This window comes from Limosilactobacillus reuteri (assembly GCF_002254085.1).
Classification (GTDB): domain Bacteria; phylum Bacillota; class Bacilli; order Lactobacillales; family Lactobacillaceae; genus Limosilactobacillus; species Limosilactobacillus reuteri_K.
On sequence record NZ_NGPY01000025.1, the window covers coordinates 1 to 14,409 of the forward strand.

The 14,409-nt window shown below is 40.7% G+C and carries 16 protein-coding genes, 1 pseudogene and 1 other annotated feature; of the genes and pseudogenes, 14 read left to right on the forward strand and 3 right to left on the reverse strand.

Annotation, left to right across the window (positions count from 1 at the left end):
• Positions 1 to 108 (forward strand): annotated as a pseudogene (locus CBG10_RS06190) (IS30 family transposase); the annotation flags it as partial.
• 135 nt (positions 109 to 243) lie between these two features.
• Here the strand turns inward: CBG10_RS06190 and glsA are convergent.
• Together glsA and CBG10_RS06200 are read right to left on the reverse strand one after the other, a co-directional pair.
• Positions 244 to 1,164: a glutaminase A gene (glsA, locus tag CBG10_RS06195; protein WP_094509356.1), complete on the reverse strand. Its 921-nt coding sequence runs from the start codon at positions 1,162 to 1,164 to the stop codon at positions 244 to 246.
• Positions 1,165 to 1,215: 51 nt separating this feature from the next.
• Complete coding sequence (locus tag CBG10_RS06200) at positions 1,216 to 1,554, reverse strand: PepSY domain-containing protein (protein WP_003675767.1); 339 nt, start codon at positions 1,552 to 1,554, stop codon at positions 1,216 to 1,218.
• A gap of 164 nt (positions 1,555 to 1,718) precedes the next feature.
• Here CBG10_RS06200 and CBG10_RS06205 point away from each other — a divergent pair, with 164 nt between their 5' ends.
• The 4 genes from CBG10_RS06205 (at position 1,719) to CBG10_RS06220 (ending at position 5,051) form a co-directional block, all read left to right on the forward strand.
• On the forward strand, positions 1,719 to 2,039 hold the full coding sequence (locus CBG10_RS06205) for a thioredoxin family protein (RefSeq protein ID WP_003664132.1): 321 nt from the start codon (positions 1,719 to 1,721) through the stop codon (positions 2,037 to 2,039).
• 128 nt (positions 2,040 to 2,167) lie between these two features.
• Positions 2,168 to 2,815: a YtpR family tRNA-binding protein gene (gene ytpR / locus CBG10_RS06210; RefSeq protein ID WP_094512040.1), complete on the forward strand. Its 648-nt coding sequence runs from the start codon at positions 2,168 to 2,170 to the stop codon at positions 2,813 to 2,815.
• Between the two features lie 126 nt (positions 2,816 to 2,941).
• Positions 2,942 to 4,246, forward strand: coding sequence for a UDP-N-acetylmuramate--L-alanine ligase (gene murC / locus CBG10_RS06215; RefSeq protein ID WP_094512041.1), 1,305 nt, complete (start codon positions 2,942 to 2,944; stop codon positions 4,244 to 4,246).
• Positions 4,247 to 4,337: 91 nt separating this feature from the next.
• On the forward strand, positions 4,338 to 5,051 hold the full coding sequence (locus CBG10_RS06220; protein WP_019251378.1) for a Bax inhibitor-1/YccA family protein: 714 nt from the start codon (positions 4,338 to 4,340) through the stop codon (positions 5,049 to 5,051).
• A gap of 58 nt (positions 5,052 to 5,109) precedes the next feature.
• Here the strand turns inward: CBG10_RS06220 and CBG10_RS06225 are convergent, their stop codons facing one another.
• Positions 5,110 to 5,784, reverse strand: coding sequence for a YoaK family protein (locus CBG10_RS06225; RefSeq protein WP_003664115.1), 675 nt, complete (start codon positions 5,782 to 5,784; stop codon positions 5,110 to 5,112).
• 122 nt (positions 5,785 to 5,906) lie between these two features.
• Here CBG10_RS06225 and polA point away from each other — a divergent pair, with 122 nt between their 5' ends.
• The 9 genes from polA (at position 5,907) to rplT (ending at position 14,228) form a co-directional block, all read left to right on the forward strand.
• Positions 5,907 to 8,573 (forward strand): DNA polymerase I, encoded by a 2,667-nt coding sequence (gene polA, locus CBG10_RS06230; protein WP_094512043.1) that lies wholly within the window; start codon positions 5,907 to 5,909, stop codon positions 8,571 to 8,573.
• Between the two features lie 14 nt (positions 8,574 to 8,587).
• Positions 8,588 to 9,418 (forward strand): DNA-formamidopyrimidine glycosylase, encoded by an 831-nt coding sequence (mutM, locus tag CBG10_RS06235; protein ID WP_094512044.1) that lies wholly within the window; start codon positions 8,588 to 8,590, stop codon positions 9,416 to 9,418.
• Positions 9,419 to 9,421: 3 nt separating this feature from the next.
• Positions 9,422 to 10,021 carry a dephospho-CoA kinase gene (coaE, locus tag CBG10_RS06240; protein ID WP_094509351.1) on the forward strand — a complete coding sequence of 200 codons (600 nt, stop codon included), beginning with the start codon at positions 9,422 to 9,424 and terminating at the stop codon, positions 10,019 to 10,021.
• A gap of 45 nt (positions 10,022 to 10,066) precedes the next feature.
• Entirely contained in the window at positions 10,067 to 10,531 is a 465-nt protein-coding gene (nrdR, locus tag CBG10_RS06245; protein ID WP_003668489.1) for a transcriptional regulator NrdR, read from the forward strand.
• 17 nt (positions 10,532 to 10,548) lie between these two features.
• On the forward strand, positions 10,549 to 11,910 hold the full coding sequence (locus CBG10_RS06250; protein WP_094512045.1) for a replication initiation and membrane attachment family protein: 1,362 nt from the start codon (positions 10,549 to 10,551) through the stop codon (positions 11,908 to 11,910).
• Between the two features lie 20 nt (positions 11,911 to 11,930).
• On the forward strand, positions 11,931 to 12,872 hold the full coding sequence (dnaI, locus tag CBG10_RS06255; RefSeq protein ID WP_094512047.1) for a primosomal protein DnaI: 942 nt from the start codon (positions 11,931 to 11,933) through the stop codon (positions 12,870 to 12,872).
• 46 nt (positions 12,873 to 12,918) lie between these two features.
• Positions 12,919 to 13,055, forward strand: a sequence feature (ribosomal protein L20 leader region).
• Between the two features lie 42 nt (positions 13,056 to 13,097).
• A complete protein-coding gene (infC, locus tag CBG10_RS06260; protein WP_003664107.1) occupies positions 13,098 to 13,610 on the forward strand; it encodes a translation initiation factor IF-3 in 513 nt (170 codons plus the stop codon).
• 22 nt (positions 13,611 to 13,632) lie between these two features.
• Positions 13,633 to 13,830 carry a 50S ribosomal protein L35 gene (gene rpmI / locus CBG10_RS06265; protein ID WP_003664106.1) on the forward strand — a complete coding sequence of 66 codons (198 nt, stop codon included), beginning with the start codon at positions 13,633 to 13,635 and terminating at the stop codon, positions 13,828 to 13,830.
• 44 nt (positions 13,831 to 13,874) lie between these two features.
• On the forward strand, positions 13,875 to 14,228 hold the full coding sequence (rplT, locus tag CBG10_RS06270) for a 50S ribosomal protein L20 (protein WP_003664105.1): 354 nt from the start codon (positions 13,875 to 13,877) through the stop codon (positions 14,226 to 14,228).
• Positions 14,229 to 14,409: the final 181 nt, after the last annotated feature.

Consider the following 14,409-nt stretch of genomic DNA (forward strand, 5'->3'; position numbering starts at 1 on the left):
CTAATGCATCGTCGCAACAATATCCCACGAAAATCTCTTAATTATCGTACACCATTAGAAGTATTCTTGAGTCATGTCACAGAAGAACAACTTTCACCTTTTTTCTAATTTAAATTGACATTTCAGGACTAAAAATACCCTGAGAATAGACCGAAAGATTGCATTAAAATAGTAAATTAACGAAATTGAATTGAACGTTAAATTTAATTTCGTTGGGTTCAATAAGAAGGCGGATATTTGCAGTTAGTACCTAAATATATCAAGCTTTAATTTTTTACTGATGAGTTCAAGGAGTGCTAGCCCGGCAACGCTATTACCAGCATGGTCGAGTGCTGGACTGAAAATCCCAATCCCGTAATGATTTGGAGCAGCAGAAACTAAACCGCCCCCGACACCGCTCTTAGTGGGGACACCGATTTTAACGGAATAAGTTCCCGATTCATTGTAGAGGCCAGTCGTCATCATGACCGATTTTGTATATGTAGCGGCCTCGCTTGAAATGATTCGTTCATTATTCCAAGGAGCGATCCCATCATTGGCAAGGACAGCGCCGAGATTAGCTAGACTTTGGCAAGTGACCATCATTGAACACTGCTTAAAATAGGTATCAAGGCTAAGGGTTACATCATTAGTGAGGACTTCTTTGGCCTTGAGATAGTAGGCTAACGACCGATTCATATCCCCGGTTCGCAACTCCGATTGGTAAATTCCTTCATTAAGGGTGATATCGGGATCATTACAGATTTTACGACTAAATTCAAGGATTTGGTCAAAGGGAGAAAGCCCATCTTGTTCTTCGATTAATGAACTGATGAGGATGGCGCCACTATTAATAAAAGCATTGAGGGGGTGCTTCTCTTTAGTGATTTCCATGTTAAGGATTGTATCGAACGGGAAGCCGGTTTGGCGTGTTCCCACTTGCTCTTCAACTGCTGACAAGCCTAAACGTTCAATTGCGTAGAGGAGGGTGATTACTTTCGAGACACTTTCGATAGCAAACCGAACTTGCGATGCGCCTGCTTCTGCTTTTTTATCATTTGTGACGTCAAAAAGGTAAACGCCAAGTTGATAAGGATCAACTTTTGCTAAAGCGGGAATATAGGTTGCTACTTGTCCCTCGTCAATTTTGCTCCAACATTCTTGGATTGCATCATTAAGATTCATGATATCCTCCTTTAATTAAAAAAGCTGGGAAATTTGTCCCCAGCCTTTGCTCTAGTTATTCTCAATACGTTTTAATTCTAATAGACTACCAGTATATGCATCAGCAATAAACTCGTAATCTACTTCTTCGCCATCTTCTAGACGAGAAACGCCACCTTCATAAGCATGGGTTTTAACCGCAAATCGTTGAAAAGGTATTGCTTTATCATTGATCCAGCTACCGGTTAAAGAACCTTCACTTGCAAAATCGTTTTTGACTAATTTTAAGATCCGATCAGCAGATATTTGGCGGTTACCAAAAAGTTTACCAGCGATAAAACCGGCGATTCCAGATGCACCTAATGTGACTGGAATCAGCCAGGGGTTGAGGGAGTTATTGTTTGCATTCATATGATTGCTTCCTTCACTATTTAAATTTAATCCGTTCTTAACTTCTTATTTATTCTATCATTTTTAATTATTAAAATCCAAATATCTAGTCCTTGCAAGCAGATTACTTACAATAGATAAGAAGCATGGTATAATATTGCTAAAATGGTATAGGGATGAGGATTATGAAAAGATTACCACAATTAAAAGAAGATCAATTAATTGAAACTATTGGCAATGGCAAGGTCGTCCTTTTCTTTACAGCTGATTGGTGCCCAGATTGCCGTTTCATTAAGCCGGCAATGCCTGAGATCGAACAAGACTTCAGTGATTATACTTTCTATGAAGTTGATCGCGATGAAAACATCGACCTCGCTGCTGAATTAAATGTATTTGGAATTCCAAGCTTCATTGTATATGATAATGGTAAAGAAATTGGTCGATTTGTCAATAAAGATCGTAAAACTAAGCAACAAGTTGAAGATTTTTTAAACAATTTGAAGTAAAATAAGAAGGCTGTGAAAATAAAGGGACTGAATCATTCAGCCTTCTTTAGTTTTAAATTAGATTTTCATAGTCTTCTTTTTATGTAATAATATAAAATGGTAGATTATATTAGAGAGAGGAATATTTGATGTTAATTTCAAGTTACAATCCCAATGAATTAGGCGACATTTTAGTCGTTATTACCGCTCCAGATGCGGATGACCAAATTACTAAGATTGCTGATGATGTAGCTCAGATCACCGCTGAAAAAAATGGTGCATTACTTGGCTATAACTTTATGAACGCCAGCAAGACCTTACCAGAATTAACAAGTGAAAACGGGCAAGTATTTTTAGATGCCGCTCAAGTTGAAAAATTAAATGCAAAGTTACAAGAAGCGGGCTTCGATAAGCTCTTAACAGCTGACGAAGATCCTAAGTTTGTGGTTGGTTATGTTGAAAAGATCACTGACCATCCTAAGTCTGACCACTTAAAGGTAACGCAAACACGGATTGCTAATGATAAGACTGTCCAGATCGTGTGCGGATCTCCTAATGTTGCGGAAGGTATTAAAGTCGTAGTTGCTCGTCCTGGTGCGATGATGCCAGACGGTAAGATCATTTGGCCTGGTCAGTTGATGGGTGTCGATAGTGACGGCATGCTTTGTGGTTTCCGTGAACTACGGATTAAGAACGCTCCTGATGAAAAGGGTTTGTTCATTATTCCTGATGATTGGCAAGAAGTCGGTGAACCAGTTGATTTTGCCAAGGCTGATACGTTCTACCCAGAAAACTAACAAAAAACAGCTGATTACTATTGCCAAAATTTTATAATGCTTTATTATTTAGTGAGGGATGGATCATAGTTGCTGATCTACCCCTCGCATTTATTTTAAATTGAATTGTTGAAAGGAATTGGATTGATGGAACAAAATACATATTACTTTGTTGGTATTAAAGGGACCGGGATGGCCTCTTTAGCACGTATCCTTCATGACAAAGGACACCAAGTACTAGGTTCAGATATTGAAAAGGAAACATTTACACAAGCGCCATTGTTAGCGGCGAGAATTAAAATTTTGCCATTTGATCCAGCCAATTTGAAACCGGGGATGATTGTTATCCAAGGAAACGCTTTTGATGATGATCACCCAGAGATTAAACGAGCACATGAATTAGGCCTTAAAATTTTAAGTTACCCTGAGGCTGTTGAAAATGAGGTTAAGAATCATACTAGTATTGGGATTGCCGGAGCACACGGGAAGACCAGTACGACTGCATTGTTATCACACGTATTAGCAGCGGTAGAACCAACCAGCTACTTGATCGGTGATGGGGTAGGGAAAGGAAATGCGGACGCACGCTTCTTTGTTTTTGAAGCTGATGAATACCGTGATCACTTCCTTGCTTACCACCCAGACTATGCAATTATGACGAACGTTGACTTTGATCACCCTGATTACTTCAACGATTTGGCAGATGTCCGCGATTCATTTGAAACGTACGGTAAGCAAGTTCAACGGGCAATTTTTGCTTGGGGAGACGATCCTAGTCTTCGTGACTTAAACGTTGATGTTCCGGTTTACTACTATGGAACTAACCCAGATGATGATTTCCGGGCAGAAAATATTCAACGAACACCAGAAGGCTCAACGTATGATGCATACTTCCGCGACCAAAAGCTTGGCACATTCACCATTCACTTATACGGTGAACACAGTGTCCTTAATAGCTTAGCAGTGCTAGCAGTTGCTTACATGGAACACATGAATATGGATGAGATTCAACAAGAACTAGCCAACTTTAGTGGGGTAAAGCGTCGTTTCAGCGAGACTGATATTGCGGATACGACCATTATTGATGACTATGCTCACCACCCAAGCGAAATTAAAGCAACAATTGATGCGGCTCGGCAGAAGTACCCAGATCGTGAAGTTATCGCTGTTTTCCAACCGCACACATACTCACGATTGGCCGCTTATATCGATGGCTTTGCGGAATCACTTAGCCGGGCAGATAAGACTTTTGTTACCCCAATCTTTGGTTCAATTCGTGAAAATGCTGGAAATGTTTCTAGTGCCGATTTGGAGCAACGGATTGAAGGTAGTGAAGGTATCGACATGGATACCATGGACAAACTTTTGCAATACCATAATGCAGTAGTTGTTTTCATGGGTGCCGGTGACGTTGAAAAGTATGAAGAAAAGTACAAAGAATTGTTAAAATAATTAAAGATTTACTTGAATGAAATGGTGGCCTCTGCTACCATTTTTATAATTAGTCAAATAAAGTCAAATTAAATAGAAAGAGGGAGTTTTGATGAATAACTTTTCTCAAGAATCAGGGCGTCGGGTTGTTACTGATGCAGCTGGTTTGAATAGTTTCTTGACCCGAATGTATGGAAACATGACGCTGGCAGTTCTTGTTTCTGCGTTCAGTGCTTACTTGACCATGGGGGTATTCCGGAGTGCTGTTTTCGGTTTCTTTGGTGCTCACCCTGGCATGGTTTGGATTATCTTATTGCTACCGATTGCTTTGTCAATGGGGGTAAGCTTTAGTGCTACGCGGAACCCAGTTGGGGCATTTATTATGCTGATGCTGACGGCGATAATTTATGGTGTTGAGTTTGCAATTATTGCTGGTGTTTATTCGGGAGCAAGCATTGCTTCAGCCTTCGTATCATCTGCGGCTGTTTTTGTCACGATGGCTTTGTACGGGACCATTACTAAGCGTGACTTAAGTAAGTTTGGTGCTCACGCAATGGCTGCCTTGATTGCTTTAATGATTGCTTACCTGATCAACATGTTCTTACAAAGTCCTGCCATTGCTTACATCTTCTCCTTTATCGCTGTTATTATCTTTACTGTTTTGACAGCTTGGGATGCACAAAAGATGAAGCAAATCTACATTAACTATGGTGGTGAAGTATCAACGAATGGTTTAGCTGTTCTAGGTGCCCTTCAATTGTACTTAGACTTCGTAAACCTCTTCATCTCACTTCTTCAAATTTTTGGAATGAGTGAGCGAAATTAATTGAAAAGGCTAAGAAAAAGCAAAAACTTTTTCTTAGCCTTTTTCCTACTTTAAATGATTAATTTTTAGCATTCTTTTTTGTTAAATAATAAGAACTATCGGTTATTAGAATCAAAAACGTTGCAATCCAGATAGTTTTCATTCGGAAAAAAGGAAGCAACTGCGCAGAAATGATCGCGCCGAGCGTAAAACAGATCACGATCATCAGATAACTAAAGGCAGCTGATCGTTGCGAATGATCGTGATGAAAATAATATTCGCTCCAGGCAACAGCAGCTTTTTTGACACTGCCACTTGTAAAGACGCTGTTATAACCGAGCCCTTCGATTTTGCTGAAAGCGGCACTTTGCATTGCAAGACCAAATGACACGGCTGGTACCATCAGATAGTCAGGAAAGCTATCCGGGAGAAAACCGATAATGGCTCCTACTAATAAAATCGGCAACAGACAAACTACTCGCCAATAATCAGTTCTTAAATGAGCGTGCAGGATACTGACCATTGCTAATCCAAGAATAAATGCGATCAATGATCCCAGGCGGTCAACAACACCGAGAAAATTATGGTTTGCTAGCGCGGCACTAAGGAAAATGATATTGCCAGTTTGGGCTGCTGCCATCGTGCGTCCGCATTTGATATATGTAAAAGCATCGATGAAGCCACCGCTGAAAGTAAGAAGGAGGGCAAAGAGACGTGCTTCTGCTGGCTTTTGATAGTTAATGAGTTTATCCATGAATTTCATCTCGCATCTAATGTTTTTCATTTTAATTATAACTTAAATCTTTGGTCAAGAAACTAAACCATTGCTATATTCTCTGGTACAATTACTATTAGCGATAGAAGGGCGGGAATTAAATGACAAAACAATTATTGTTAATTGACGGAAATAGTATTGTTTTCCGGGCATTTTTTGCCATGCATAACCAAATGGACAAGTTTACAAATAAGGACGGCTTGCATACGGCTGCGATTTATGGTTTTAAGTTAATGCTTGATCACGTATTGCAAAACTTTAAACCGGATGCTGCCTTAGTAGCCTTTGATGCAGGAAAAGTAACCTTCCGGACGAAAATGTATGATGACTATAAGGGTGGTCGAAACAAGACGCCTAATGAATTGACCGAGCAAATCCCTTATGTGCGCGAATTGATCAAAGACTCTGGGTTACATAGTTATGAATTAGCTAACTATGAGGCTGACGATATTATCGGTACTTTGGCTAAGCAGGCGGATGATGCTGGCTACAAGACGTTGATCGTAACTGGAGATCGGGACCTTACCCAGTTAGCAAGTGAAAATACAACCGTTGCCGTTACTCACAAGGGAGTTACTGACACGGAACACTATACGCCAGCGCATGTCGAAGAAAAATTAGGAATTACCCCACGTCAAATAATTGATATGAAGGCATTGATGGGTGATTCTTCCGATAATTATCCTGGTGTAACTAAAATTGGGGAAAAGACGGCAATCAAGCTTGTAAAACAGTTTGGTTCAGTTGAAGAGCTTTATGACCATATTGATGACCTCAAAAAGAGTAAGATGAAAGAACATTTGATTGAGGATGAAGAGATTGCTCGCCAATGTAAGACGTTAGCGACAATTCTTCGGGATGCTCCGCTCAAAATTGGCTTAGATGATTTGCAATACCAAGGCCCACAAACGGATGACTTGATTAAGTTTTATAAAGAGATGGGCTTTAAATCTTTCTTGAAAAAGATGGATATCGATGGGGCCGGCGACAAAGATGAAGCTGAGATTGCTCCAATTGACTACACGGTTTTAACTAAGGATAACTTAGACGAACTAGGACAATTGACGGGTGAAGTCAGTTTTTACCTTGAAATGCCAGCAGAAAACTACCACACGTCACCATTCGCTGGTTTTGTGGTCGGCAATGAAGGACACTGGTTTACGAGTCGAGATGTGGACCTGCTTAAAGAGGCGCCCCTCAAAGATTTGCTCCAGAGTGATAGCGTTAAGAAGAATGTCTTCAATGCCAAGACGCAAGTCGTTGGGCTTCATCGCCTCGGTATTCCGCTTGAAAATATTAATTTTGATCTGCTTTTGGCATCTTACCTTCTAAATACTAATGACAATAGTAACGATCTGGGACAAGTAGCTCAGGAACACGGTTATGATGATGTACGAACAGATGAAGAAGTTTATGGTAAAGGTGCTAAGCGCGCGGTGCCTGATGATGACGAGGTCTTCTTTAGTCACTTGGCTACGAAGGCGCGGGCAATTGAACATCTTCGTAAGGATCTTTTTGCCAAATTAGACGAAAATAAGCAAACGCCGCTATATACCGATATTGAATTACCGCTAACCCGGGTTCTTGCAAAAATGGAAATCGCGGGTGTCCATGTAGATGCACAAACTTTGAAAGATATGGGTAGTAAATTAACTGAACGGCTATCAGAAATTGAAAGTCAGATCTATCAAGAAGCTGGTGAGGAATTTAACATTAACTCCACTAAGCAACTGGGCCATATTCTGTTTGAAAAATTGAAATTACCAGTGATCAAAAAGACCAAGACCGGTTATTCCACTGCAGTCGATGTGCTTGAAAAGCTAGCTGATAAGTCCCCGATTGTTGAGCAGATTTTGGAATATCGCCAAATTGCCAAGCTTCAATCTACCTATATCACTGGTTTGCTGAAAGTTATCCATTCAAATGACCAGAAGATCCATACGCGTTACTTACAGACGTTAACGCAAACTGGCCGCTTGTCCTCTGTTGATCCTAACCTGCAAAATATTCCAGTACGGTTGCCAGAAGGACGCTTAATCAGAAAGGCGTTTGTGCCTAGTCATGAAGGCTGGCAAATCTTCTCTTCAGATTATTCGCAAGTTGAATTACGGGTTCTCGCTCATATCACTGGTGACAAGAACCTCCAGGAAGACTTTAAAAATGGGGAAGATATTCACGCCAGTACAGCTCGCCGGATTTTTCACCTAGCTCCTGATGCCGAGATTGACCGTAATATGCGACGCCGGGCAAAAGCAGTTAATTTTGGAATTGTTTACGGGATTAGTGATTACGGACTGGCACAACGGATTCATGTTAGTCGTGCGGAAGCTCATGAATTTATTCAAAATTACTTCCACGAATTCCCCGGCGTAAAGAAATACATCAATGACACGATTGCGTTTGCTAAAGAAAATGGTTATGTTGAGACGATTACCCATCGCCGTCGTTACTTACCAGACATTCATGCCAAAAGTTTCAGCAAGCGATCATTTGCCGAGCGGACAGCAATGAATACCCCAATTCAAGGGAGTGCTGCTGATATCATTAAGATTGCGATGATCCGGATGCAGGATGAACTTGAAAAACGTCATCTAAGGGCAAAAATGCTCTTGCAGATTCATGATGAATTAGTCTTTGAGGCCCCCAAGGAAGAAATCCCGGTTCTATCGGAATTAGTGCCAAAAGTAATGGATTCAGCCGTTAAGTTGGATGTACCACTTAAAGTAGATAGTAAGTATGGGGATACCTGGTATGACCTTAAAAAATAGATTGGAGGAATTAAATGCCTGAATTACCAGAAGTTGAAACTGTTCGCCGCGGTTTGTTGAAGATTGCCGTTAAGCGTAAAATTAATGCGATTGACGTTTACTATGGGAAAACAATTACCAATGACGTTGAATATTTTCGACAAGCATTGATTGGACAGACGATTGAAAATATTGATCGGCGAGGAAAATATCTTCTTTTCCGTTTTACTAATGATTTGACGATGATTTCGCACCTCCGCATGGAAGGAAAATATTACAACCAACCGATTGGCGGCCCGATTGATAAACATACCCATGTTGTCTTTAAATTTACGGATGGCACGGAATTATGTTATCAAGACACCCGTAAGTTTGGTCGAATGACATTGGTAAAAACCGGTGAGGAGATGAATGTCGGCGGTTTGAAGACAATTGGTCCTGAACCGACAGAAGATACTTTCGCTTTGCCGTACTTTATAGCTGAATTAAAAAAGAGTCGGGGAAAGATTAAGCCATTCTTGCTCAATCAGCGGCACGTTGCCGGTTTGGGTAATATTTATGTTGATGAGGTACTGTGGATGACGGGGATAAATCCGGAGCAACCTGCTAATACTTTAACGGCTAACCAGATTACTGAATTACGGGAAAATATTATCAAAGAACTGGCGACAGCAATTAAGTACAAGGGAACCACTGTGCATAGTTTTACGAATGCATTTGGTGATGCCGGCGCTTTCCAAAATTGCTTAAAAGCTTATGGTCATGCGGGGGATAAATGTCCGCGTTGTGGCACGAAAATGGTTAAAATTAAGGTTGCTGAACGTGGAACGACATTTTGTCCCCACTGTCAAGCATTGAAGGAATAGGAAATGACAAAAATAGTTGGATTAACAGGTGGCATTGCAACTGGAAAGACAACGGTAAGCAATATTTTGCGGCAGGCGGGGATTCCGGTGATTGATGCTGACCAAGTAGCACGACAAGTTCAAAAGCCAGATTCGGTTGGACTAACGAGGATTGTCAAAGTGTTCGGTCCGAAAGTACTTTTGCCAACGGGTAAGCTCAATCGACCGGCCCTCGCTAAAATTGTCTTTAATGATAAAGAAGCGTTGAAAAAACTTAACGAGATTCTTCAGCCATTGATTTATGATGCCAGCTTTGCGCAAGCCGATACCTTGAAGAAACAGGGAGTGCCTCTTGTAGTATTAGATGTACCATTATTATTTGAGCAACATTATGATGAAGATTGTGATTATGTGGTAGTGGTTTATACTGATCCACATACTCAGCTTAAGCGATTAATGGCTCGTGATCACTGTTCTAAGGAAGAAGCGCAAGTACGAATTGCTGCCCAAATGCCATTATCAGAGAAAGAAGCGTTAGCGGATTTTAAAATAAATAATAATGGTGATCAGGCTGCCTTGCAAAAACAGGTTGCATCCTTAATAAAGCAGCTAAAAGCAAAGTAAAATGTGGTAAAATAAAGTACTTATACTATAAAGGAGGGGGACACATTGCGCTGTCCACATTGTCACAAAAATGGATCACGGGTTGTCGATAGCCGGCCAAGCGAAGACGGAAGCTTTATTCGTCGTCGTCGTGAGTGCATTCATTGTGGCTTTCGGTTTACAACCTTTGAACGGTACGAGGAAACGCCACTACTAGTAATTAAAAAAGATGGCACGCGCCAAGAATTCAGTCGCCAAAAGATTCTCAATGGAATTGTGCGCTCGGCAGAAAAACGACCGGTTAGTATGGAGCGATTGACCAAGATTGCAGATAAAGTGGAAAAACAAATCCGGAGCATTGGTGAAAGCGAAGTCTCCAGTCAAATTATTGGTAAATTTGTGATGAACGAATTAAAAGGCGTCGATGAGATTGCCTATATTCGGTTTGCAAGTGTTTACCGTCAATTTAAGGACGTTGACGCCTTTATGAGCGAACTTGAAACAATGATGAAGGCAGAACATAAAAAATAATTGAGGAGGGCTGTAAAATGACTGCAGCAGCTTTTGATCCGCAAGCCGGTTACGTTGTTACGGCCAGCACTGCATTTATTAGTTTTAGTGACCAGACCTTTGCAACATTTTATCAGCCAATTTTAGGACCAGTTGCGTTTAGCTTTTTTTATGCGTTAAAAGCGCGCCTGCTGCCTAATCCTACGATTGCTAACCGGACCTTGCAAAGTGACCTGTTAGCCCAGGTAAATGCTGGGGGCCAACAAGTACTGGAGGCTCTTCATCGTTTAGAGGCAGTTGGCTTAGTTCAGACTTATTTCCAGCACGATGAGATCGGGGACGTATACGTTTATGAATTGCAGCCGACCCTTACTCCAGAAAAATTTTTAGCTGATAACTTGCTGAGTATTTTACTTTTAGAGGAAGTAGGAGATGAAGCATTTGAACGTTTGACTAAGCAAAGTCGGCAATACAAGCTTGCTTCTTCTAACACTTCATTAACTAATGTTAGTCACAACTTTTTTGAAGAATTTCATATTAACTCGCAGTCAATTACTGAAACGCCACAAGCGATTTTAACGGCGCGAAAACAGGCACCAGTAGAAAAACAACCCCGGTTAACTGCGGGGATGAGCGATGACTTTGATTGGTCAACCCTAATTCACTTGCTGGCTAATCAGCCAATTGTCAGTGCCGATCTTGAAAATAATCGAGACCTAATATTATTAGAACATCAATTATATGGGATTGATGCGTCAACGATGAAGACATTGGTTTTGCGGTCGATTGATCTGAAAACAAATCATTTCAATCCGCAGAAATTTAAGCAAATTGTTGCGTCTGCCTATAATATTGTCTATTCTTCAACGACAAAAGTAGCGGAAAAAGAAGCGCCCGTAACAAATAAAAATAGTGAACTAACCAGTAAAGATCAAGAATTATTGACGACAGCTAAGGATTATTCTCCAGTTGAATTTTTGCAGGTCCTTAAAGGTCAGACGGGTGGTTATGTAACTTCAGGTGAACGCCATATTCTGACAGGTTTAGTAGCACAAGAAAAGCTGACCCAAGATGCTATTAATATCTTAACTTGGTATGTGATTAGTGATAGGGGGAATGCTACTTTGACTGCTAATTTTGTCGATGCAATTGCCAATAACTGGCTCCAGCATGGCGTAATTAATGGAGAGCAAGCCATCGTTCAATTAAAGACCTTCAACAAGCAGTCGCAAGAAAAGAAAAGGGAAACGAAGACGCCAAAGAAAAATAAGTGGCGCAAGACGATTAAAGAACCGATGCCAGCATGGAGCAAAAAAGATACGAGTGAGCTGATGAAAAAGGCTTCCTCACAAGAAATTGCTAAATTGCGTGAACGGATCGCTAATCGGAAGAAGAAGTAGCAACTAAAGGAGGTGGCAGCATGCAGTCACTAAATAAAACTTTACAAGAGTTAATGCGTGGGCAAAATATCGCAAACAATATCCAGCAAACGATGAAGCGGGTCTATGCGGATAAAGATGTTCAAGCGTTTTTAAACGAAAACCGTGACCGTCTTAGTAAAGAAGCAATTAAACGGGGACAGTCAAAGCTTTATGAGTTTTTTCATGAAAAGCAATTAATTGAAAAAGGCGTGCCAACTGTTGCCCCAGGATATTCCCCACAATTAGTTATCAGTGCAGGGCAGATTGACGTAACCTATGTTCCAACCAAACAATTATTGGAACGGCAGCGCCAACGTTATATTCAACGGCTAGTTAACTCAATTAATATGCCGAAGTTCATTAAAAACGCGTCATATGATGATTACTATTTAAATGAAGATACCCAAACTAATACACGAACAAAGGCAATTCAAGCAGCCATGGACTTTACGGATAATTATCAAAAAGACAAGTTCCAACCAGGGCTTTACTTATATGGGCAATTTGGGGTCGGAAAAACATACCTTCTTGGAGCAATCGCTAATGAACTCGCTAAGAGTAAAGGTGTTGCAACAACGATGGTCCATTTCCCTAGTTTTGCTGTTGAAATGCGGAATTCAATTAAGCAAAACAATACAGGGGAAAAATTGGATGCTATTAAACGAGCCCCGATTTTAATGCTTGATGATATTGGGGCTGGTGCAATGACAACTTGGGTAAGAGATGATATTTTAGGCGTGATCTTAGAATATCGGATGCAAGAGGAGTTACCAACCTTCTTTAGTTCTAATTTTTCAATGGAGGAGTTGCAAAATAACCATCTTGCTATCAATGCACAGGGCGATAATGAGCCCCTCAAAGCAGCTCGAATTATGGAAAGAGTTAAGTACTTATCACGAGAGATTGAAATGGAAGGAAAGAATTTGCGTGATAAGGGATAAAGTTCTTGACATTAAACTTTGAATTTAGTAAGCTAATAAACGTTGAAAGAAAAAGCAGAAGCACCCGCTTCTCGCCTAGGTGATATCGATTGCCGGGCTGACGAGATGAATGATAATCGACCACTAGGATAAGGTCGTTGTTATGAAGCGGGGTACTTTTGTACCTCGCTTTTTTGCTTGATCTTTCGCTAAAAAAATTGGAGGTGCGTTGCCATAGCACAAGATATGATTGTCAATAACGGTATTCGTGCACGGGAAGTGCGGTTAATCGGTCAAGATGGTGAACAACTAGGCATTAAGTCTAAGCGTGAAGCACTACAGTTAGCTGAAGAAGCTAACTTAGACCTAGTATTAGTTGCACCAAAGGCACGCCCAGCTGTTGCCCGCATTATGGATTACGGGAAGTACCGTTTCGAGATGCAAAAGAAAGAGCGTGAAGCTCGTAAGAAGCAAAAGACGATAACGGTTAAGGAAATTCGCCTTAGTCCATCAATTGATACTAATGACTTTAACGTTAAGTTAAAGCGTGTTCGTAAGTTCATTGAAAAGGGCGATAAGGTGCGGATTTCATTACGTTTCCGTGGTCGTGCTATTACCCATAAGGATATCGGTCGTGACATGATTGAACGAATGGCTGAAGAAACTTCAGACATCGCTACTGTTGTCCAACGTCCAAAGATGGAAGGGCGGAGTATTTTCTTGACTCTTGCTCCGGCTGCTGATAAAGCAAAGAATTAATTTAAGAAGGTAGGAATTAGTTATGCCAAAGATGAAGAGTAACCGTGCTGCTGCCAAGCGTTTCAAGCGTACAGCTAATGGTGGATTCAAGAGTGGAAACTCATTCACTAGTCACCGTTTCCACGGTAAGACTAAGAAGCAACGTCGTCAATTACGTGGTTTGAGCATGATGGACAAGACCAACGTAAAGCGTTACAAGAAGTTATTACCATTTAAGTAAACTTCACAAAAATAACTATTTAATATACGTAGGAGGATTTCAACATGCGAGTTAAAGGTGGAACTGTTACGCGTGCACGTCGCAAGCGCATTATGAAGTTAGCAAAGGGTTACCGTGGTTCAAAGCACCGTCTTTTCAAGACTGCTAAAGACCAAGTAATGAAGAGTTACACTTACGCTTTCCGTGATCGTAAGGTCAACAAGCGTAAGTTCCGTGAACTTTGGATTGCTCGGATTAACGCTGCTGCACGTATGAACGACATTAGTTACAGCAAGTTAATGCACGGCTTAAAGGTTGCTAACATTGACATTAACCGTAAGATGTTAGCTGATTTAGCTGTTAACGATGCAGATGCATTCAAGGCACTCGTTGACGAAGCTAAGAAAGCTCTTAACTAAGCCTAAATAATCTTCGGTCGCTTATGATGCGTATGCATGATAAGCGGCTTTTTTGTTAGTGTAAGATTTTCATAGGTTGGATGAATAATTCATCTGGTCGTGGAAATCTTTTTTGTAGACCAATTTACTTATTTACAAAAAAAGAAAAGACCGGTAGCCTTTAGTGTGTCGAATACTAAGC